This is a genomic window from Yoonia sp. 67-2 (assembly GCF_035117555.1).
Classification (GTDB): Bacteria; Pseudomonadota; Alphaproteobacteria; order Rhodobacterales; family Rhodobacteraceae; genus Yoonia.
Window position 1 is genome coordinate 93,529 of record NZ_JAYKPK010000003.1, and the last position, 21,347, is coordinate 114,875.

Consider the following 21,347-nt stretch of genomic DNA (forward strand, 5'->3'; position numbering starts at 1 on the left):
CGCGCCTCCTATGCTCTGTCGCGCGGCGCGCCGGCGACTGTTGTGACTGTTGCGCTGAAAGCTAGACGAGTCTGGCCAACAACAATGGATCCGTCCGCGTTCAATGCGGATTCAGTTGCATCAAGAGTGAATTCGCGAGTCAGCGCGCAGATCGCGGGATCTGATAAAAGAAGCTCTTCAGCTTGTGCCGAAATATCGTCCATTTCATCTTCGACGCTGTCGCTGTGCTTGCAGAGCAAGACGACGTTCACAGCCACAGTCCGTGTCTGACGCGCCAGGCGGCCGGTCTGCTTTGTCTCGATACGCTCGCCATCGACATGGATGAGCCAGCAAGGCAAGTCATCTGGTTCGAGCGGCCATGCACGAGCTTGAAACACACGCCCGCCAGTCTCAGAAATCGGAACAAGCGCGGCCGCAATCGCGCCGCGCACTTGTGCTCTGATATGCTGATTTGTGTCCGGCATCTATCACTCTCTGCTTTCAACATTAGTTATAACATAACAGTGCGCCATTACCAACTCGCTGCCCCCGGGCGCTATTCTGACAGAATGAGAGTTGTCAGACCGCCGGACGGGATAATCGATCGAACTGTGTAAGTGTCGCTACCAAAAACAAGAGTATCGCCGTGCCTGGGTGCAGGGACATCAGTAGCTTTCACAGTTGCTGCCTTCTTCGTGACTTCAACGAAGACGCCCTCTTGCTCGATGACCTGCTTGTATTCCTTGTCAAAGTGCAAATCGATCTCGACCGCCTGACCGCCGGATGCCGGGGTATATGTGCCGCGGTTGGGGTCTTTGAAAGTCGACATCATCAATCCTGAGAGAGCAGCGAAAAGACCATTCATCTATCTGTCCATTTCCAAAACAAGTTTAATTGCACAATCTGTGACAGGTGCTCCTGAATTTACGCATGACACATAGTGCGCGGCTGATCTCACAGAATCCTCGTTGATGCCGATGATTGGCTCAATCACGTGGAATATCACAATGTTTGGCAAAGCCATTAAAAAGAATAACGCGATCGATGCGCGCACTGATAGATGCGCGCAGCCGGTCAAAAGTGATGATTGATCACGCCGGTTCATATTGAAGTGAACCGTATGCTGTGATTGTCTCGCCGTTCATATTTCTGCTCATGAGATATGCCAGACCGCCGGCCAATACGACTTCTGTCACTTCAGAAACTGGCAATGAGCCAACTTCGAGCGGGTAGGACTGAGAATCTTCAGGTGACCCCTTTTCACGCTCAAGAGCAAAGACATAAACTGCATCGTTGCGAGGCATGTAAATGAATCTGCCGTCGATCTGTGGATAGCCAGCAAAAAGAGAATCATAAACAGGCACTGCGATAGAGTTTTGAAACTCTGCACCACCCGCGGATGTGGTGTAAACTTCAAGCCTTGTGATCGTCACGAGATAGAGCATGCTATTTCTCATGAAAACGCCATAAGCCATTTGTCCGCCCGTCGCTGCACCGGCATCAGGGTAATTGAAATCATTACCCGATTGAATGATAGATGGAGAACTTGGGTCGCTATAGTCAACAGCAACAAGATTTTCATTAGTGCGAGGAAAGGAGAAGTATGCAACACTGTTCACGGCATCAAATGCAATGCCGTTCAATCCCTTCCGCTCAGAAACTCCGCTTGTTATGTCAAATGTCGACAGAAGAACTGGAGTCGTCACACCATCATTTTCTTCAAGCTGCACAAGTTGCACAAGTTCCACGACATCGCGAACATGAATGCCATCTTCAATGATAGGAGTTGCAATAAAAAGTCGATCATCTTCGTGATGCATAATTCGTCTATATGAATCAGACACGATACCTTGATTGATCTCAGAACCCGAAATCGATGTAAGATTTGCGCTCTGTGACGTAATGATACCAGCCTTTGAAACTCCGAATGTGAAAACGTAGTTATCTGAAGCGACAACAACGGTTTCATCGTCGATGAACTTTACAAAATGCGCGTTCCCCACATCAAACTGATATGACTGATTCGAGATATCAATAAATGTTCCAGATGAATTATTCTTTGCATAACATTCAATGCCAAATCTGCTGACGTCAAATGTCGGAGTTTGTTCACCTCTGTCAAATGATCCGGCAAAATCAGCTTCAGAAATATCGCGAGGTCCTCTCCATGACTCGACTCTCACGAAAAGCGGAGCTGCCGCGATCGACATGCCGTCTGAAACTGAAATCCCGATATCGAATGATTTGAAAAGCTCACTGTTCATCGCGCTCTCAGTCAGTGAAAATGAAAATTCACCAGGCGCTGTCTGATCAACAACGATCGTGCTTTGTTCTTCTTGAAGTCCGACGACAGAGAACTGGAGCGGCAATCCGTCAGGATCGAACGCTTCGACTTTTACATTGATTTGACCATCATCAGTATCGATGAAATACCCGATGTCTGGAAAACTTGTAATGACGGGTGCGGAGTTGACAGTCGCAACTCTATTCCAAGCCCCGCAGCCTGCCGGCGCACCGCTTTCAGCTGAGCAGGTCCAGAGATATAGAGCTCCCGATCCCTGCGTATTTTGCGCAACATGCGCAAGAGTTCCTGGCTTCACGCCAGTGAAGGGCAGGTTATCTACGCTCTCGTATTTCTTCACGCCAGAGGCAAAGCCTGCACTGATTCCGCCAAGCATATGATAATCCTTACTACTGGTTCTCGAAGGGGATGATTGAAAGCGTGCCGGCGGCATCGACGCCGCGCGCATGAATGCGCTGTCCGGTCTTGATAACGATCGGCGTGGCAGCCCCGGCAGGAAGCGGGAAGGAGCCAGCAAGGATGCCGGCCGCGCCGGTGGCTGAGATACGCACGAATGCGGCGGCGTCGAGAGCGCTGACGAGATAGACGCCAGGCTCAAGAATGGAGGTAGATGCGCTTGCGGTTTCAGTGAAAGCAAGCAAGGTGCCGGCGTCGGAGTTCAGCGCAGAGAGAGCCACGGCCTCGCCGTTCTGGTTAGTCTGGGTGCGGATCATGTACGCGCCTCGCATGAATGGCCCGGCGCCAGGCGCCGGGCTGTGGGTAGATCAGTCGAGCTTCAGTTCGATCAGAGCATCAACGCCAGCCGGCGCTGAAGTGACGGAGCGGCCAATACGCATATTCGCAACCGCGGGTTCGCCGCCATCATCGGCGGCAGTGGTCAGGCCGATGCCGTCAAAGTAGATGACATCACCGACAGCGACGCCACCAGTAGCACTGACAGTTGTTTCAACAAGACCGGATGTGGTGATAGCGACACGATCTCCCTCAGCTGCGTCAGTAATTGCAAAACCGAAAAGAGAACCGATGACAATGAAATCGTCGGAGAGGACGTCGGTGGGAGCATTTACGGTGATGTTTACACCGGGGCCTTTATAATTCTTCATCTGAATCTCCAGATATTTGGAAGAGGGAATGGGGCGACTGATGTCGCCCCTTGGTTCTGATTACTGACCGTTGCCAGTCGACTTAACGAAGCCGCGCCAGCCGGTAGGATGAGCACCCGCAAACGTGCGGACGCGGAACGAAATACCATCAGTCAGGTGCGAATTCACTTCTTCCACCCGCGGTGCTTCGTAGCCGCGCAGACCTGCCAGTTCGATTGCATCACCCTCATTCGGCGATGCAGCAAGCATCCACTCATTGCCCTGCATGACAGGGTCAACGATAAGGTTCAGAGCGTTGGCGTAGATGTTCACCTCGCCCGTCACTGCGGCTGTGATTGGGGAAATCAGCTGCCGCGCATCTTTCGCAAGTGCGCTTGATACAACGAGATATGCACCAGTCAGACCCATCTCTTCACCATCCAGGTCCTTCACGTCGAACAGCTTTTGCTGTGCGGCCGCAATACCGTCAATGGAAAGCGGAGCAGAGATGAGGTTGCCGCGAGATGCGTGGAAAAGAGTTTTTCCATCTGCCAGTTTTGCGCCGAATGCTTCGCGCACCTTGTTGCGGCGGAGCTTGGTGATTGCAGTTGAGGTGCCAGCAATTACTGAATCAAGCATGCGAAGATCATCATTTACAATTGCTTCGAAAGTCAGGTTCAGAATTCGGCCGAACTTGGCAATTCGGAAAGAACCAGATTCAGTCGAAACGGTTCCCGCTTCGTATTCGCCGCCTTCGGCAACTTCCTTCAGCTCTGGGAAAGAGCCAACACTATATGTATTGACGGGCAGGAAGCTGTTCACAGTCGTCTCGCGCACAAGCGGCATCAAAGACATATTAACCTGGGCTTGCAGATCGCGGACCCGTCGCTCCATCGCACCGCCGATTGCAGATGTGAAGTTGAAATCAGACGAGCTGTGCATACCGCCAGAACGCATAACCAAAGAAATGACTTCCCGATCGTCCATTCGCCGGGCTTGCGCGCCAAGAGAACGACGGGCGATCTCGATAGGCTTGGCATTGCGGAAGTTGCCGACCTTTTCTTCAGGCATCTGCGTGCGGGAAATCAGGCCAAGCAATGCGTTTTCAGCATGCTCTTGGACAGTTTCACGCTCATCACGCGTAATGATAGCAGAGCTGTGACCGGTGCGGGTGTCGTTGTGTTCCTGGCGCGTAGCCATTTCAGACAGAATTTCTGCCCGAGCCTGGTTGATGTTCGTGCCAGCGTTAACCAGCTTTTCAGCAAAATCATCATCCAGCCGCGCACTTCGCACAGCAGTACGGATTTCAGCAGCGCGCTGACGCTCCTCGGTGACAGCACGTTGCGCAATTACTGCGGCATCTTCTGCCGGCTTTGCGCCATCAGTGTTCAATTCAGGGTCCATAGACCGCTCCTTTTTGTCTTCGCCAGCAAGGCCGACTTTTGTTTCGGGTGTAGGTTGGGGGTTCGAGCCATCGGAACGAACAGTGGCAGCAGCATCAGCAGGGATGCTGACAAGCGAGATTTCGGCAGGCTCCCAGTCGACCGCGCGCAAGAGCGGCACTTCGCCCTCGCGGTCTTCTCGGACATAGCGGTGGACCTTGTAGCCCACGCTCACTCCGCGGATGATGCCGTCTTGGACGTCGCGGAAAACCTCGTCGGCCTCCGGTCGCTTCGAGAAGCGAACGACAGCGATACCCTGCCCACTTTCAATACGGGCAGACTCGACGACGCCAACTTGAAAGCGGGTAGCAGCCATGTGGTCGAGCAGGAGAGGGGCGCCGGCGTTAAGTCGTTCCATCCGAATTGCTTCTTCAGAAACAACAAGCTCCTCGTCGTAGCGGTCGCCGTCCCAGGTCATCATCCGGCGCGTCGCGCCGGCTGTGAAAATCAACTCAACAGTGCGCACTGCTTCGTCGACCGTCGCGGGAGCGAAAGATGCCGAGCGATGCATCACGCCGAAAGCATCGCCGCGCAATTCCTCGCTGGTTTCAACTTGATCTTTAGGATCCATCCAATACTCCAAGCCTGTTTGGTTATGTTATAACATAACGCGAACCGATATCCAACTCGATCAATCGCGATACTGGTTTTCTTGAAATTCTCGATTCTATAGAAAGGGTTAAAGGGAGAATCGAATCTATGGCATTGCATGATACGGTAACCGCGCTGGCGGACGATTGGCGCGCGCGCCCCAGAAACTCATTTCAAGGGGTTGATCGAGACAAGATCCGCCGAGTTCTACGGCGGCTTGATATGGACGGTAATGGTGATCTTGTAGACTGCGTTTTTTCTCTTTTAGACGACGAGACCCAGACGTGGTTCGCTAAGGCTCCCAAAGGCTCGACGATATCAAGCGGGGCGAGCGTTGCTCATCTTGCATCGCACATCGGTATTCTCCAGCGCGGCAAGACGAAACTGGACCGAGAAGGGCGCGACTACTGGATCAAACCGCTACGGGATCTTGGCGGCATTGAAGCCGTGACACTGAAGGACGAGGTATTCATCGCCGGGCACGTTACCGCGAAGTCGCCGAACAGCTCATACAGGCTCGAACATTCATTCACTGAGATCCTGCGCTCACCCGACGGTGAATGGGAGTCGATGCTGGATGAGTGGTCGCGATCTGATGTCGCGCGGGAGCGAATGGCCTTTCAGGCGGAAATGGCGGAGATGTCACGCAAGGCGACGGATTCAGGGCATGCGCAGCTGATTCAATCGTCAGTTACAAATTACGCGCCAAGGTTTCTTCCGGGCTATGAGCTGCTTTACGTCGATGATGCAGACGGTGATAGGATCTCAAACAAAGAGCGCGATAAAATGGCTGAAGCTGGTGTGCAGCTTACATTGGCTGACGCAATGCCAGACGCCCTGTTGTGGCACCCCGAAACAGATTGGCTCTGGGTCATCGAAGCCGTGACAAGTGATGGTGAGGTGGACTCTCATAAAGTAAAGCAACTGACTGCGCTGTCAGAACGTTGTGGAAAAGCCGGTATCGGATTCACAACAACGTATCGGACCTGGAAGGAAGCGGCGGCTCGACAGGGTAGACATAAGAACATCGCATTTGAAACATTCATATGGATCCAAGAAGACCCTTCGAAGCATCTCTTGGTTGTCGGCTAGAGAATCGCGGCCAGCGCCTCCTGCGGGTCCTTGGCCCGGCCGATCGCGATGAGCTGCTCGCGTGTCGGGTAGCGCAGTCCTCTCAGGTCCGTCGCGTTGACCTGCGTGTGACCGGAGAACGTGCGGAAGAAGACGTCGACCGCCTCGGAGTTCAGGTAAGCGCACAGCCCGGCGGCGAGATCATCGGGGAGGCCTGCAAGTTTCTCGTGGAAATAGTTCAGGTGGTTCTCAAGGCCGACTCGAGGCCCGGAGTAGATCGCCGCCACTACCCGCCGCTTCTCTTCTTTCGCTGAGAAACGTTTTGCCAAGACATATGTCCCAGCCGCCGAGATCAGCTTCTCGGTTTCGGGGCAGTCAGCCAGGGCATTGCTTTTCTTGAACCCCTCGATCGGCCATACAACCGCGCCGGCTTTCATGTGTTGTGGATAGATCAGCGGAACCGTGTCGGCACCGGGGTCTGCACGGAGGTGCTCGCGGGCGCGGAAGTCGACAACCCTGCCGGTGGAGACCTGCACACCGATATCGGACAGAGAGCTCGGTAGGGCCTGGATGCTGGCGGCCAGCTTGTCCTCGCCGACGGGCAGCCGGATGAAGGAGCTCTTGTCATCCGGGCGCACGATCTCGTCGGACGGAGCCGAGCGGACGTAGCCTTCATCCGTCGTCAGGATCACATTGCCTTGCGTTGCGCCGCGGGTGATCTTGAAAATGATATTCTCTTGGAGAACCGCATCATCTTTGAATGCCGTCCGGCGAGACTCGAAGACATGCAGGCGCTCGAGCCCGAAATCCTCGAGCATCATTTGGCGGAACGGCTGGTAATAGGGGCCGTTGCAGAAGCTTCGCGGCGTGATCGCAACCATTTCACCACCAGTCTCCATCTGCGTCATCGCTGCTCCGCAGAAGCCGGAGTAGAAATTCACGGTCTCGATGCCGAGTGTCCGCAGGGCCGCTCGCCAGGTCGACCCGGTCCCCAGCTTCCCATATGGCGGATTGAGGATCGCGTGGGTGAACCGCAGATCGGCACTGAACATCGGCTCGGCGCTGGCAAGGATATAGTCGTCTCGAAGCACGCGGAACGTCACATGCACTCCGGCGGCATCCGCGGCCTTAGCGGCAGCGGCCATATGCACTTCGAGTAGATCAGCCAGGTCTGGCCAGATCTCGAATGCCGTAACATCGATTGTCCGGGGCTTACGTTTGCGGTTGCATGCCTCATTGATGAACGCTGCTGACAAAGCGCCCATGCCAGCCCCGGCATCGAGAAGCTGGACGTGATCGGGCATCTCACCAAACATAGTCGACATGAATTCCGCAATAGGCGCCGGGGTCATGTATTGGCCAAGCTCGCTGCGGCGGGCTTCGTCAAGCGTCGGAGAGAATTCGCGGCGGGTCTGGTCGATCTGTGCGATAAGCATGCTGTTTGAATCCTGTTTTTCAACAAGACTCGCACGCAGCTGCACTTATGTCTACCTCGGAAAGGTCAGTCTTCGTTCACTAAGAAGGCGTTCATGCCGCCCGACTTCGAGACCCTGCCGTCGCTGTCCAGCGTGACTTTCGCATCTTCGACCTTGCGCGCCCATTCTGCGATTTCGTCGAGCTGCGTGTCAGGATCGTAGCCCATCGACGAGACCGCTTGCGGCCAAGTCATGAACCCCGCGCGGACCGCTTCGAGCATCGCAGCTCCGTCTTTGCGTGGATCAATCTGTTCATGTGCCGGCGGCGTAAACTCGGCATTCGCAGACTGGATCGGCCAAGAGCCGGCGATGTTGCCGGCCTTCACGAAGGCTTTCCAGATCGGCGCGCACAGCATGGGGATCAACATCTGCCACTGGCGTTGTTCGACTTGGCGTCGGAACTCGATCTTGCCGGCCCTCAGGCTGGAGTAGTTCGCGCCGGACAGGTCGCCCGAGATTTGGTCGTAAGTTACGCCGGCGCCAACGCCGATAGAGTGCAGGGCGGCGCGGCTAAAGGCCTCATGTCCGGCGGAAGGAGTTGGATTGATCGTCGTGATGTTCTCGCCAGGATCCAAATATGAGATCATGCCCGGGTAGAGCTTCTCGATCCTGTTGCCGTCCTCGTCTTCGTCGACGGGGGCGAGTGGGCGGGAGTCGTCACCGGGATCCTCGCGCGTCACGACGAGGGCGATGGCCGCTTCCATTTTCGCTCGCACGAGCGCGGCTTCGTGATATTCGCCGAGATCCTGCAGCTTTGTCATCACTGCTGAAAGCTCGGGGACGCCCCGCACTTGTCCGGCGCGCTGCTTTCTGTAGATATGGAGGACTTCTTCGGCAGGAACGCGCACAGACGACGAGAAAGCCGCGCCAAGACGGGTCAGCGTGTCGCCGGGGTGATCGCGGTGAAGCCAGAACGCAACGCGGCGACCAAGTGCGTCGAACTCCACGCCGAACACGATCCTCCCGCCACCTGGAAGAGTCTCGTGTTTGAGGTGGTCGAGATGATCGGGCTCCAGGACCTGCAACTGCAGCGGCACAGTCAGGCCGTCCTCGGCGCGGCGGTAGCGCAGGCGGACAATGCACTCGCCGCTCTCCGCAACAGTACGACGGATGAGGGATTGCAGGCCGTAAATGTCGAGCTGGCCCTCGGCGTCGCACTCCGTCGTTTCGGCCCACGCCTTCCATGCCTCGGCGAGCCGTTTGTCAGTAGTTTTCTTGCCGGTACGCGGCCGGGCGACGATGCCGGCACCGATATCATGTGCGACAACAATGTCGATCACTCGCGCAGCGTAAGCATTGTTTCGGACCATGTCTCGGCTGGAATTGCGCAGTCGGGCAAGGGCCGGGCCTATTTCAGCATTTGCTGACGAGCCTTGGGCAACCCAGCCGCCGTCGCGTTTCTTCTGGCGGGCGGAGTCGTAGCTACGCACGAGATTGACGGCGGCCCGGGCTTTTAGGCGCTCCAGTTCGGCGCGGGGAGAGAAGATCCCGACGGCTCTGTCGATGAGGCTGCGCTTCATGGGTTACCTTCCATATTGTGTGAAGCTGAAGCGGCGACGCTGGGATTTTGAAGGTCCCAAAACAGAACGTTCCATCTCTGCGAGCAATGTCCGCATTTCAGATAGACTTGCGTAGTTCACTTCTTGCCGAGTTGATCCGTTCGAGTAAGCAACACGAAGTGCGCCGCGCGCGATAGCTGCGCGAAGCTCGTCAACTTGAGCTTGTGTGTATCCGCTCATGACGCCATCACTTTCACCAAACATTATCTCGGAAGCCCTGCTGCGGCCGCCGCTTTGATTTTCGAGACCTTACAGGCTCTCTGCTTTCAACAACATTAACATGAGAGGGTTCTTTTACCAACTCGACAGCCGCAGCAGGAACCTGTTGCGGCGCGGGCAGCTTTTCATTGACGCGAATTGTTGTGCCTGCATTTTCTGCTACGCGCTTGTTCAGTTGGAGGCCTGCGGCTTGCAGGCCACACAATGCGGCATATGCATAAACGCGGCAGTCCAGAGCTTCGTTGCGCTTGCCGCTCGGGCATTGCCACACATAGAACCTGTTGCCCCCAACCATCTTCGGGCGGGGCTTCTCCGCTGTCAGCTGTGCGAAATACTCTGCGTCATATGTTGCAGGAAAATGCGTGTAGCCTGGCCCCGGCTCGGTGAGAGCCAGTCGCCTGAAAATCATGTCTTTGGCGGCCTGCGTACCGACGCTGTAGAGCGGAACCCGGCCTTTGTTTTTCAGCGAAGGCTTGCGGGGCCAGACAGGGGATCGCTTGCCCGTTTGATCTGATTTACCTTGTATAGCCCACACGCGCCGGCCGCTTAACTTGCGGCAGAAGGCGTAGGCGGCTTGGCTGTGGTGACCTTGGGTGTCGACTGCGGCCGCTTGGACCGACATTGTTCGGCCGTCTTCGCGCGTCCATTGCGTCAACAGGTAATCGTCGAGATCCTGCCAGACGTCTGGCAGGCTCGGATCACCGGGGAAGATCTTGTAGTCGATCCCCCACGATTCTTCATCCTGCCCCCAGCCGACAACCTCGACTTCCAGGCGGTTGTCTTGGGTGTCGACGCCCGCTGTGAGCAGGCCAACGCCTTGGGGTAGGGCGGCGGCATAGGCCTCGCGTCGGGCCAGTAGGGCCTCGTCGCCCACGGTCTCTGTCGCCACCTCTTCGAATGTCTCGGCCAGCTGAGTGTTGATGAATGTCTTCAGCCGTTCGGGGTCATTCTTCGACAGCACAAACTTGGCAGCCAGCTTCGATAGTGGCTCCCAAGGACTGTAAAGTTTGTTGATATGAAAGCCGGCATGCTCATTTGAAACGGCGTCTTTGCCGCATTCAGTGCATGTAGCCCTGCCTACTTCGTTCTCCGCATCCAACCGCCAGGATCGGGTGTTCATAGGATCCTGATCTTTGTCACAGCATTTGAATTTCCGGGTCTGTCGCCACTTAACGAGGGGCAGTGAATCAAGTCGATCAGGCTCGGTCCAGCCAGCACCGCATTCTTCACAGTAGATCATGGCGGTATCTGTTAGGTGCTGTCCGTCAGCGTCTTTGTTCCACTGCACATGCTTCCAAGTAAGGACCTGCTCGTGGTCGCAGTGCGGGCATGGAACATAGGGGCGCCGCATGTCGGATTCTAGCCATGACGTTTCAATTCGCGAAGCGCCTTTGATCGTCGGGCTGCAAACCCTGACGAACAAATAGCTGGTCGGGAATGTGCCGGCGCGCTCTTCGGCAAGCGAGAGCGGATCCCCTTCGGATCCGGCTGATGCGGGAAACTTGTCGATCTCGTCGGCCAGCACCAGGCGGATCGGCCGCTGCGCAAGCTCGGTGGGGGAGTTTGCGCCGACGATCGAGATCTGGCCGCCGGGGAAGCTCTTGTGCAGAATAGTGTTGCCGGACGCGCGGGCCCGGTCATCGATGATCCGCCTAAGTTTGGGGCTGTCGCGCAACATCGTGGCCAGCCTGTCTTTCGACCAGGTCTCGGCAGCGCTCTCGGTTGGATAGACGCAGAGAATAGGCGACGGATCTCGGTGAATGTGGAAACCGACGATATTGAGGATCAGCTCAGTCTTGGCTAACTGGGTGCAAGCCATAACACTGATGATGTGAACGCCAGGCTCAGTGACTGATTTCATCGGACCGCGCGCGATAGCCACGCGGCTTGTGTCCCAACGCCCACCCGTACTGGAAGCCTCCCGGCTCAGGTACCGGGTCTTGTCTGCCCATTGGATTAGATCGATCTTCGGCGGCGGGCGAAGTGTTTTTGCCCGCGCCTGGGCAAGCGCCACCGCGAAAGGTGAGGCGAGCGTTAGGTCATGTTGGCTCATCTTCATCCTCGTCTTCGTCATCGTCGACATCCTGAGCCCCCCTCTTGGTCTCTTCAGACGCCTTGAGAATAACCGCGTCCGCCTTCGACATTTCCGCCAGTGCTTCGGAGACTTCCTTCTTCAGGAAAGCTTCAACTTTTGCCGCGTCTTTTTCATGTGATAGGCGGATCGCGGAGCGGGCAGGGATGGCAAGCATCCTGGATCGGATCGTCGCGTTTTCAATATCAACAATGCCTACCGCGACTGCAATCTCGACAACTTCCCCGCGGGCTTTCTGCAGCTCGATCTCAGCCAGCTGGGCCTTCGCTGCCATGTGTCGGGCGCGCGCCGCTGACCAGTCGTGCGATCCGTCCGCATCTCTCCCTGCCATTCGGTCCTGCAGATAGCGGATGTAGGCCTGAACAGTCGGCGCAAGCTCATATCTGCCGCGCTCGCCTTTGGGCAGAATCCCCTCTTTAGCCAGTTGCTGAACTCGACGGTCTGTCAGCATCAAAAGCTTGGCAATAACCCCCACAGGATATGCAGGTGTACCAGCAGCGGAAGGCGGTGTTTTTGCAGGCATATCAGTCTCCGTGCTTGCGCGCGTCAAAGCGGTTTGCGCATCCGGGGCACGTCACCATCTGCGGCTTCTTCTCGACGGTCTCGGGCTTATCTTCAGCAGCATCCAAGGATCGTTCATCAATCACGAGACGGGACAGCTCATCATCGTTAAAACCGGTCAGCGACAGATCGATATGATCTTGCAGTTCGCCCAGCTCAAGCTCGAGAAGTTCCTCATCCCAACCGGCATCTAATGCCAGGCGGTTATCGGCAATCACATATGCCCGGCGTTGGGCTTCGGTGAGGTGTGAAAGTCGGATAACTGGGACGTGTGTCAATCCAAGCTTTTTCGCAGCAAGGACGCGGCCATGACCAGCGATAATCTCGCCGTCATCGGATGCCAATACAGGGTTGGTAAAGCCGAACTCCTGCATGGATGCCATGATCTTTTTGACTTGCGTTTCGTTATGTGTCCGGCTGTTGCGAGCGTAGGGCAGAAGAGCTGCCAACTCTACCTGCTCTATCCCTGCTGGCATTTTGACTTTAGTCATATAGTTACCTTTCTGCGAAACGAAGCGCAATTTTATTACTCAGCGCTACAGATTAAACGGGGCACGAATAACCCGTGATGGAGCCAGACCCCAGGAAGGACCCAATAGGGGGGGAGGGGGCAGGGGGGCATCATGCTGCATCACCAAGGCGGGTAAGGGCCAGCAGTGACAGGAATGATGGTCCACTGACATTGGTCTCCTGGATCACTTTATTTTTCATCTTAATCTCCATCTTCATTGCTTCCCCAATGTCATTTTGCCTAACATCCATGTTAGCTAAAGTGACACTGGCTATCCTTCTTCGTTGGCGTATTGCTCTCTGAAATCAACAAGCTGTCACTAAAAGGACCTGGACATCAACGCTCCAGCAGACACGCTAGACCGCTTCACGCCGTCCAGCGGCCGCTTATGCAGCGCAGCGGTGATCAGGTTCTCAGGCGTACTTTCTTTATAGCGAATGGCACTCTCAATCATCTCACTGTAGTTGGGTTTAATCATTACTGTCTTACCGATAGCGCCGGTTCCCATCGTTGCGATAATCATCTTGAGTTTCGTATTTTCCATGCATCATGTCCTTGTAATCCGAGTGTAAGTCCGACATAAATCTCTGAAATCAACAAATCAAGAGGTCCTGGACTCGGCCGCCCCTACATTCGACGGAATTCTATCATCTGCGCCTGCAACCCTTGACCATCCATCAGCCGCAACATCCCAGCTCGTCTGGAATGGCTGGCAGCTGGTCCATGGGCCACTTGTGCCGCACTTGCACTCAAGCATCACAAGTGAGGCGAACATGCCCTTGGTGCGCAGCATGAGCTCCTTGTTGCCACAGTTGGGGCAGGGGGCAGGAGCGAGTTGAGTTTGAGACATTATGGCTCCTATCTTTGTCTGTTCGACAAGCGGGTGAAGATCCGATCGAAATGCCCATCAAGCTCACGACGCCACACCTGCTCGCCGCCCTCAAAGAAACCAAGCAAAGGCTTGTATGAAATGTCGGCCCCCTCGAAATGCGCAATCTTCCTGATTCCTTTTCCGCGTTGCAGGCGCTTGTAGATCCCCTCGGGAAGGCCACGCGCCCCCGTCTGTTCTGAAGCTACGAAAAGCGCCTTGATAGACCCGGGCTGCTTGACTGCTGCTAAAGACTTACGGCGCTCGGCGCGCGACCAGTTGCCCGACTTGTCAGTCTTCGCGAAGCGGGTTGGGATGACGCCGACCGGACTTGCTTGCGGCAATGCCGCGCTGATCGCGCGATCCATCCCCGTCAAAGGTCTCTTGCCGCCCCGCTCCTGCACTTTCAAGTAATGCCGGGACCCGACGGACGGGCGCTCCCGGACCTCGGCAAAAGGCTCTGCGTCTTTCACATTCGCGCGCCAGACAATAAAGGCGTTCTGAGTAAACCTTGTCGGACGGTCGAAACGGGAGCGCATTGCATCCCGGTTGCTCTCAAGTATATCCGCGGCTGTGTCGTTCAAAGCAAAAACGGTCGCGCGCTTTACAATATTGTCTGCCATGTCGCCGAGGCGGCGGGCGACGAGCGGTGCGTTGGACTGGACTCTGATCATGCAAATCTCCTGCCCGAAAATTATAGCATGACGTATCAGTGATCGCAACAATGCGCAATTTTCCGCAGGATATGATGAATTCGTCGAAATTCGTTGAAGGTGATCAAGGTGGGCGGGTGAAGTGGGCCGCTGCGCGGTAGACAAGACGGTAGACAAGGACCCCACCCGAACCCAATCTCCGCAATTTTTTCAGCGGTAGACAGGGTAGACTACTTTCTTACAAAAGATTTAGGTAGTAGTTAACTAACTGATATTTAATACTATTTCTTAATCAATTTTCTGTAAAGGCACTTATGTCTACCACTCTCAAACTTTGTGGGAAAGTCGTCTACCCTGTCTACCGCCTATGCTGCGGAGTACCCTGAGGCTGTTGAGTAGGTCGAGTTTGAGCTGTCGATCAGGCCTTTTTTGTCTGGCCCAAATCCTATAAATAGCAGCCGAAGAGGGGCGAAAAACGAGTGGTGGGCGAAATTTTTTGTTGAAAAGTTGAAAAATAGACTTGCGCATTTATCGGCGGGAAATACATCTGATGCATAGATCAGTCAAACAAAGGTAAAAAACGTCATGATAAACACTATCTCAGCAGCCGCATCGCAGGGTTACCCCCGGCCGCAATCGCCGCTGGCGTCACCTTCTACCGCCGCAAAGAACGGCTGGAACATCCTGCCGGCAGCTTTGACCGCGCCGGGCGCTTCTTCTCATCTGAAGTCACGAACAAGACCCGCAGCTGCCGGGGGCGCCATCCCGGTGGCATCCGTTCTCCGAGATGATCGCCGCCCGCACAGCTGAGCATTGCGCAGAGCTCCACGGCACGCCTGACCTGATCCATGTCCGCCGTGTTGCGCGGGCAATGGGATCGAAGCAAACGCAGCCAACGCGTCTTTGCTGATTTTTGCATCTCGATCGGCAAAGCACTGAAGCGCTGATCTACGAAAGGATAGATGATATGACTGAAAAACAGACAAATTTTTCATACTGGGAGAAGAACAACATCCCCCGACCAGATCTTAAAGATATTGAAACGGGAGACATCTGCGGGTTGGAACGCGACAAGGTCCAAGAATTTCTGAATGATCTTGTTCTTTTGAGTGAACGGCATGGCATCGTTCTGTCGCACTGGTGCGCAGGAACCCTTATTCAAAAGCTCGATGAGTCATTTGAGGGATACAGCGTCTATCGTGATGGTGATTTTCTCACAGACCTTGCATCTTACTCAAAAGTATCGGCCGCCGCATCAGAAAACAACAAGGAATAAACTATGGAAACTCAAACCACCACCTACCCAGCATCCGCAGCCCTCTTCGCCCGCAATTCATCAATCAGCTTTGAAGTTGACTGCATCTCCAGCCTGATCGCTGACCAGATCTGCCGCGCCAGCATGTCCAACGCTGACCTGCACGTCGCCCGCACCATCGATGAAAGCGGGTCTGTGGACTTCAGTGTCTACCTGCTGGGCGCCGCAGCCGATCTGCCTCATCACTACAAAATCTCCGGCAACAGGGTCCACAACTACCTGATGCCCGACGGCAATGGTTTTATTGTCGATGAAGATGCAGTGACAAAGCTGATTTTCATACTGCGCAATCGCTTCACTGTTCATCCTGAAGTCGCCCTGGATGACATAGAAGAGTACAGCGGCATTTGCGTCGCAAGCTGAACATCACCAATCCCACCAACATCAACATGTTTGTTGAAAACAGAGAGAAAAATCATGATCAAGATCGAGAAGAAGAACAAGCACCTGATTGAAGCAGAGCTGAAGAAGTTATGCGCCACATCACAGAAGGAACACTGGAGATATGAGTTGGCAGGTGAGATTGATTGCGAATTTTATATTGAGTATCTGGACTACCCTTATAGCCCGGTAATTAACAGATATATTAGTGACTCACTTCTTTGTGAAACTGCATCACCTGATTATATGAACTATAACAGCTTCGTGCGGATTTTTTGCGACGAACTTCTTGGGCGGCACGGGAAACTTGATATCATTCGCGGGTTCGAATATTACAATCCGAAAGGTGTATTAGCCCAAAGCTGTGAGTATGGTGTTGTCATCCTCGGTCATACCCATCCCTTCAAAAACGTAATTGACGTTAAAAAGGAGCCGACACTCAAGATTACCATCGAGATCACGGATGATGGTGCATTCATGCACCCGTGCGAAGATTACGTGTTCGTCATGCCACCTGAGATGGTTGTTGAAAGCAGAGAGAAAAACAAGTCTGATGCCAACAAATCTAAGGGGATCATGAAGAAGATGTATGAGAGGCTTTCAAGCTTTACCTCTTAGTTTGCCATAAAAAACTAGTAGAGCGAAAATAAATCGCTCTACCATCTACCCAACCCACCCAAACTGTCATATCTGTTGAAAACAGAGAGTAAAGGAAATACACATGCTCAACTTCGCAAACGCCAAACCTGCATCAAACATCATGCCCGCCGGCACGCTCGTCACCGCAACGCTATTCGTCGAAGAGCTTCGGGCATCATCGGCTGGAAATCATTACTTGAACGTCCGGGCTGAGATTACCGCGCCTCGCAATTATGCGGGTCGTAAAGTCTGGATGAACTTGATGCTGACACAAGCCAGCGGCGCAGAGCCGTCTGACGTGGGATATGCACAGATCAAAGCAACTCTGGAAGCGAACGGCAACGATGCTGAAAGCAATCCTTCCGCATTCGAATTCGAAGACTTTGCGGCCGTAGCGACTGCAATTCACGGATCCCGTGCCGAGCTGAAGCTCGGTGTCGAAGACATGACCGGGGGCGGGCAGAAGAACAACGTCAAGATGTTCATCTCACCCAATCCCGCAAGCGGGACCCGGCAACTTCACGAGCAGCTCATGTCATCGATCAGCGAAGAGCCGACGGCTTGGCCGCCTATCTCTGTCGTTGATTCATTCGATGCGATGCTCGCTGAAGTATCGCAACCCCTCGACAATCCGCCCCTTTAATTTGGAGAACTGAAAATGAAAAATTCACTTACACATTCGCGAGCAACGCCCTTTTTTACCGAAATTGTGGTGGGGAAGATCATGCCAAACGGCGGCGGCCTGGCATTTTTTGAGGGAGATCAGGCAGCTTACATCACGCCGGCCGCAACATCTCTTTTGCAAATGAAAGCGGGCGACACGTTCAACGGCTTGATTGTCGAGAACCGCTCTGCCGGCTCTGTGCCGTGGTTTGTTCAGCACGTGTCTCCGTCGGGCACAAAAACACCTGACGGTCTCGATTGTCACATCATGACAGCGCTGAAAGAATATGATGCACTTGATCTCGATGCTCTGACCGAAGAAGTGGCTATCACATCTTGCGAAGAGCAGACGCCAATTATGTCAGCGCAAGTGCGCGCCGTTGCGGAAGCTCTTTTCAGTGACGGAAAGCTGAACAAAGTCATCGTGCTTTCGAAGATCTCTGACACCGAAGTCTTCTTCACAGCTATTCCGTCCGAGCTTGTCGAAATCACTGCCGCCGGGGTTTGCTGATATGATGATGGAGGCAGCGATTTTTGGACTATCAAGAGACAACTTGGCATCGCTGCCCCCCACTGACTTTCAAGCACTTGCCGTTTCCGTCATGAAATGCGCTCTCGATGACGCTCTTTGGATTGAGAGTGATCGAATGATCGACAGGTCTACTGATCGAAACAGACGCAAGCATGAGCGACGCGAAGCCATAGAGTTTTTTGCGGGCGCGATCGACGCGGAAGCTGACGAAGATATCGGATGCGGTGATGACGATGAGCTTCTAACGCTTGAAAGGTGGTGTGATCTCGCTGATCTGAATTTCCATTTGATCCGCAAGATTGCGCTGACGAAGATCTTCCAGCGATCACCGGCACATAGAGATCTGCTTGGCAGAATATGTGAAAAGCATAGCTTAAATGTTGAATATGTAGAGAATCTTAATACCAACAAATCAAACAGGTAACGAAATGAGCGACACAATCAATCGAACAGATCTACTGACAGTTCTGACATCCACCGACGGAGCCTCGGCGACGAAAACATTCACGTTCAATCAAGATACGCAAGATGTGGAAAAGCAGAGTTACGGCCGCGGGTATACATTCGCTGTAGATCAGACTGTGATCAGCAGTATCCATGATTTGAATACCTGCCTCATTGAAATGCAGGATCTCAAAGAGTCCTTCTTGATCCGCGGCGAGCCGAAGCCCGGCATCGATATGCGCAAATCCCGTCGACTTCTTCACCCATGCAGCAAGAACGGCGATCCTGCGACATTTGATAGTGCGGCGCGGCGCTGGTTTTGCGTTGATTTTGACGGAATTGAGCAGCCAGATTTTGTTGATGTCGTTGACGACCCCGACGGCGCGGTCGAGTATCTAATGACGTTCTTGCCCGACGAATTCCAAGATGTGACTTGTGTTTGGCAGTTCAGCTCAAGTCAGGGCATGAAGCCCGGACAGATAAGCTGCCACCTGTTCTTCTATAGCGAAAATCCTCTCTCGGACGATGATCTCGACAGATGGTCGTCGAATCTGAATGCAGGACATGGGTGTAAAGTTGTCGACCCGGCCGTTTATCGCGCTGTTCAGCCGCTTTATGTCGCAGCTCCGATCTTTAATGGAATGTCAGACCCTCTTCCTCACCGCGTCGGTCTGCGGCAGGGTCTGGAAGACACTGTCAGCGTAGTAATACCTGATGTCGAAACCCCACTCCCCCTTGAAATGGTCTCTGCTGGATCATACGGGCGGGATCCCGGCGCGGGGTATGCAGCGAGGCTGGATCAGATTGGTGGGGTGGGTGGTTTTCATAAAACCATACTTGCAGCAATCGGATCATATTTCTCTGATACTGAAAAGCCTGACGCAAATTCACTGAAAGCCGATATCCGTCTCGCAGTAACGAATTCAGACGCCGGCGGGCGCAGCTTTGCTGACATTGAGCGCTATATGACGGACAAGTTTCTCGACGACATGATCGACTGGATCCGGCCGCGTGAAGCGAAGAAGAGGGCCGAGCGGAAGAAGTCTGCGCCGCGCGCGGCTGACACAGGCATCGTCGTTCGGAATATGCCAGCGAATATCGACGTCGAGGATGCTGTCATCACTTCTGATGTTCCTGCGCCATCAAAAAAAGCAATTCAAGCACCCGAAAACTTCAACGGAACTATGGTTTGGGACGCTGAAGAGGGTCGCTTTGTTGCACCTGGTGCCGCAGATCCAGCGGCGCCAGCAGAGATTGTAAACGAAAACCCCATTGCTTCTGAAATCACGGGCGATGCTGACTGGGAGGACCATCTCATTCGTAACAAAAACGGAAATCCGACATTCAATACTTTCAATGCGTCTGTCATCGCACAAAATCATCCAGCGTTGAAAGAATGCTTCACATTTGATGAATTCAAGCAAGTGAACTTCATCACGGCTCCTCTTCCTTATTCGGGAGAGCACAAAAAGACGTTCAAAGGCCGGGAGATGAAAGACTCTGATGCTGTCCGGGTGACCGCCTTTTTCAACCGGTTGGGATACCCGGCCGCGACAAAAGGGGTCATCGAAGACGCGATCACTCTTGCATGTGAAGCATCAACTTTTCACCCGGTCCGCGCATATCTTGAGAGCCTTCCGGCCTGGGACGGTGTGAAGCGTTGTGATAGCTGGCTTCGCGATTATTGCGGCGTGAAATATGAAGATGAAGACCATAGGGTTTTCGTTGAGAATATCGGTTCCAAATGGTTGATCGCAGCCGTTGCTCGCATCATTCAGCCAGGGTGTAAAGTTGACACTATTTTGGTATTTGAGGGCAAGCAGGGATTAAAAAAATCATCAGCATTTAAGGCTCTTTTCGGAGAAGAGTTTTTTGGCGACAGCTTGCCGCCCATGAACAATAAAGACTCATCGGATTATTTGAGGGGCAAATGGGGTATCGAACTTCCTGAGATTGAAGAATATCTCAAAGAATCAAAGCGGGATGTATTCAAAAGCTTCATTAGCAGAAGTACCGAAGATTTCAGACCGGCATATGGACGCCGGGAAATCCGCTATCAGCGTCAGTGCGTATTCTCGGGTACGGTCAACAGTTCTGTGACGGACCCATATTTGGGAGATCAGTCAGGGAACCGCCGCATCTGGCCAGTCGCGGCTGGTCAATGTGATGCTGGCGCCATCGCGCGGGATCGCGATATGCTGTGGGCAGAAGCATTGCACAGATTTAATGCAGGAGAAGAATGGTGGTTAACTAAGGAAGTCGAAGCCCTGGCTGAACGCCAGCAGGAATTGCGGCTTTATGTCGATCCGTGGGCCGCTGAGATCGAGCAGTATCTCGACGGTATAAATGCAACTGAAGCATCCTGCACGACAATCGCCAAAGATGCTTTGAAGCTTGAAATGTCAGCTCTGGGAAGAGCAGTGACCGGTCGGATCTCTTCAATTCTTGCAAACCTGGGCTGGAAAAGATCTGGTAGTTTTACCGCCGGTCCAGAAAAGGGGCGAGCCCGCTTTGTGCGCGTAAATACCGATGCTTGAGATCACCGCCAGGGGTCACCCACGGCCTCAGCCACGGCCGCGGTTCGTCAAGGGCAGGGTAGTCTCGACGTTGGGAGAGCTGCCGCTTGAATGGCGCGCCAAGGTCTCAAGCGCCATCAAGCGTGATATGCGGCGCACGCCTGAATGGCCGTTTGGCTGCAAGCTGGAGCTGATATTTGTTATGCCCACGAAGGACAAGAAGCGGCACGGCAAGTCGCACCTTATGCGGCCGGACACAGACAACCTTGCGAAACTGGTCATGGATGTCCTGGAAGAGCGGGGGGCGCTACCGAGAGGTGATGCTGATGTCTGCGACCTGAATGTCGTCAAAATCTGGGGCTCAGCAGATCAGGCTGGCGTCTTCGTGCGCATGACACCTTCTGAAGCAACGCATACCGTTCCTGCATCTCTTGCTTGTTGAATATGTAGAT

The 21,347-nt window shown here is 54.0% G+C and carries 23 protein-coding genes; 9 read left to right on the forward strand and 14 right to left on the reverse strand.

The window, feature by feature from the left end:
• Positions 1 to 8: 8 nt before the first annotated feature.
• From VOY09_RS05880 to VOY09_RS05905, 6 genes are all read right to left on the reverse strand, one after another.
• Positions 9 to 464 (reverse strand): hypothetical protein, encoded by a 456-nt coding sequence (locus tag VOY09_RS05880; protein ID WP_322893468.1) that lies wholly within the window; start codon positions 462 to 464, stop codon positions 9 to 11.
• 71 nt (positions 465 to 535) lie between these two features.
• A complete protein-coding gene (locus VOY09_RS05885) occupies positions 536 to 844 on the reverse strand; it encodes a head-tail joining protein (RefSeq protein ID WP_322893469.1) in 309 nt (102 codons plus the stop codon).
• Between the two features lie 226 nt (positions 845 to 1,070).
• Positions 1,071 to 2,657 carry a hypothetical protein gene (locus VOY09_RS05890; RefSeq protein ID WP_322893470.1) on the reverse strand — a complete coding sequence of 529 codons (1,587 nt, stop codon included), beginning with the start codon at positions 2,655 to 2,657 and terminating at the stop codon, positions 1,071 to 1,073.
• A 13-nt stretch (positions 2,658 to 2,670) separates the two neighbouring features.
• Positions 2,671 to 2,994, reverse strand: a complete 324-nt coding sequence (locus VOY09_RS05895) for a hypothetical protein (RefSeq protein WP_322893471.1) — start codon at positions 2,992 to 2,994, stop codon at positions 2,671 to 2,673.
• A gap of 51 nt (positions 2,995 to 3,045) precedes the next feature.
• A complete protein-coding gene (locus VOY09_RS05900; protein WP_322893472.1) occupies positions 3,046 to 3,384 on the reverse strand; it encodes a DUF2190 family protein in 339 nt (112 codons plus the stop codon).
• A 60-nt stretch (positions 3,385 to 3,444) separates the two neighbouring features.
• Positions 3,445 to 5,376, reverse strand: coding sequence for a Mu-like prophage major head subunit gpT family protein (locus VOY09_RS05905; RefSeq protein ID WP_322893473.1), 1,932 nt, complete (start codon positions 5,374 to 5,376; stop codon positions 3,445 to 3,447).
• A gap of 128 nt (positions 5,377 to 5,504) precedes the next feature.
• On the opposite strand from VOY09_RS05905, the gene VOY09_RS05910 reads away from it, so the two are divergent.
• Positions 5,505 to 6,488, forward strand: a complete 984-nt coding sequence (locus tag VOY09_RS05910) for a BsuBI/PstI family type II restriction endonuclease (RefSeq protein WP_322893474.1) — start codon at positions 5,505 to 5,507, stop codon at positions 6,486 to 6,488.
• Here VOY09_RS05910 and VOY09_RS05915 read toward each other — a convergent pair.
• From VOY09_RS05915 to VOY09_RS05945, 8 genes are all read right to left on the reverse strand, one after another.
• The gene (locus VOY09_RS05915; RefSeq protein ID WP_322893475.1) at positions 6,485 to 7,903 is read right to left on the reverse strand and encodes a hypothetical protein; all 1,419 of its coding nucleotides are present in this window, start codon (positions 7,901 to 7,903) and stop codon (positions 6,485 to 6,487) included. The genes VOY09_RS05910 and VOY09_RS05915 overlap by 4 nt on opposite strands.
• A 65-nt stretch (positions 7,904 to 7,968) precedes the next feature.
• On the reverse strand, positions 7,969 to 9,462 hold the full coding sequence (locus VOY09_RS05920; protein ID WP_322893476.1) for a phage portal protein: 1,494 nt from the start codon (positions 9,460 to 9,462) through the stop codon (positions 7,969 to 7,971).
• A gap of 3 nt (positions 9,463 to 9,465) precedes the next feature.
• Positions 9,466 to 9,705, reverse strand: coding sequence for a phage head-tail joining protein (locus VOY09_RS18265; RefSeq protein ID WP_416236733.1), 240 nt, complete (start codon positions 9,703 to 9,705; stop codon positions 9,466 to 9,468).
• The gene (locus VOY09_RS05925) at positions 9,695 to 11,773 is read right to left on the reverse strand and encodes a phage terminase large subunit family protein (RefSeq protein WP_322893477.1); all 2,079 of its coding nucleotides are present in this window, start codon (positions 11,771 to 11,773) and stop codon (positions 9,695 to 9,697) included. The genes VOY09_RS18265 and VOY09_RS05925 overlap by 11 nt, the downstream gene beginning before the upstream one ends.
• On the reverse strand, positions 11,760 to 12,335 hold the full coding sequence (locus VOY09_RS05930; protein ID WP_322893478.1) for a hypothetical protein: 576 nt from the start codon (positions 12,333 to 12,335) through the stop codon (positions 11,760 to 11,762). Before VOY09_RS05930 ends, VOY09_RS05925 begins: the two co-directional genes overlap by 14 nt.
• A 1-nt stretch (position 12,336) precedes the next feature.
• Positions 12,337 to 12,864: a ParB/Srx family N-terminal domain-containing protein gene (locus VOY09_RS05935; RefSeq protein WP_322893479.1), complete on the reverse strand. Its 528-nt coding sequence runs from the start codon at positions 12,862 to 12,864 to the stop codon at positions 12,337 to 12,339.
• A 339-nt stretch (positions 12,865 to 13,203) separates the two neighbouring features.
• Entirely contained in the window at positions 13,204 to 13,428 is a 225-nt protein-coding gene (locus VOY09_RS05940; protein WP_322893480.1) for a hypothetical protein, read from the reverse strand.
• Between the two features lie 314 nt (positions 13,429 to 13,742).
• The gene (locus VOY09_RS05945) at positions 13,743 to 14,426 is read right to left on the reverse strand and encodes a hypothetical protein (RefSeq protein ID WP_322893481.1); all 684 of its coding nucleotides are present in this window, start codon (positions 14,424 to 14,426) and stop codon (positions 13,743 to 13,745) included.
• Between the two features lie 946 nt (positions 14,427 to 15,372).
• On the opposite strand from VOY09_RS05945, the gene VOY09_RS05950 reads away from it, so the two are divergent.
• The 8 genes from VOY09_RS05950 (at position 15,373) to VOY09_RS05985 (ending at position 21,337) form a co-directional block, all read left to right on the forward strand.
• On the forward strand, positions 15,373 to 15,681 hold the full coding sequence (locus tag VOY09_RS05950; RefSeq protein WP_322893482.1) for a hypothetical protein: 309 nt from the start codon (positions 15,373 to 15,375) through the stop codon (positions 15,679 to 15,681).
• Positions 15,682 to 15,684: 3 nt separating this feature from the next.
• Positions 15,685 to 16,083 (forward strand): hypothetical protein, encoded by a 399-nt coding sequence (locus VOY09_RS05955; protein WP_322893483.1) that lies wholly within the window; start codon positions 15,685 to 15,687, stop codon positions 16,081 to 16,083.
• A 54-nt stretch (positions 16,084 to 16,137) separates the two neighbouring features.
• Complete coding sequence (locus VOY09_RS05960) at positions 16,138 to 16,719, forward strand: hypothetical protein (protein ID WP_322893484.1); 582 nt, start codon at positions 16,138 to 16,140, stop codon at positions 16,717 to 16,719.
• Between the two features lie 103 nt (positions 16,720 to 16,822).
• Positions 16,823 to 17,383, forward strand: coding sequence for a hypothetical protein (locus VOY09_RS05965; RefSeq protein ID WP_322893485.1), 561 nt, complete (start codon positions 16,823 to 16,825; stop codon positions 17,381 to 17,383).
• Positions 17,384 to 17,398: 15 nt separating this feature from the next.
• A complete protein-coding gene (locus tag VOY09_RS05970; protein WP_322893486.1) occupies positions 17,399 to 17,914 on the forward strand; it encodes a hypothetical protein in 516 nt (171 codons plus the stop codon).
• 1 nt (position 17,915) lies between these two features.
• Positions 17,916 to 18,359: a hypothetical protein gene (locus VOY09_RS05975; RefSeq protein ID WP_322893487.1), complete on the forward strand. Its 444-nt coding sequence runs from the start codon at positions 17,916 to 17,918 to the stop codon at positions 18,357 to 18,359.
• Between the two features lie 4 nt (positions 18,360 to 18,363).
• Positions 18,364 to 20,916, forward strand: a complete 2,553-nt coding sequence (locus VOY09_RS05980) for a virulence-associated E family protein (protein WP_322893488.1) — start codon at positions 18,364 to 18,366, stop codon at positions 20,914 to 20,916.
• Positions 20,909 to 21,337 (forward strand): RusA family crossover junction endodeoxyribonuclease, encoded by a 429-nt coding sequence (locus VOY09_RS05985; RefSeq protein WP_322893489.1) that lies wholly within the window; start codon positions 20,909 to 20,911, stop codon positions 21,335 to 21,337. The genes VOY09_RS05980 and VOY09_RS05985 overlap by 8 nt, the downstream gene beginning before the upstream one ends.
• Positions 21,338 to 21,347 lie beyond the last annotated feature (10 nt).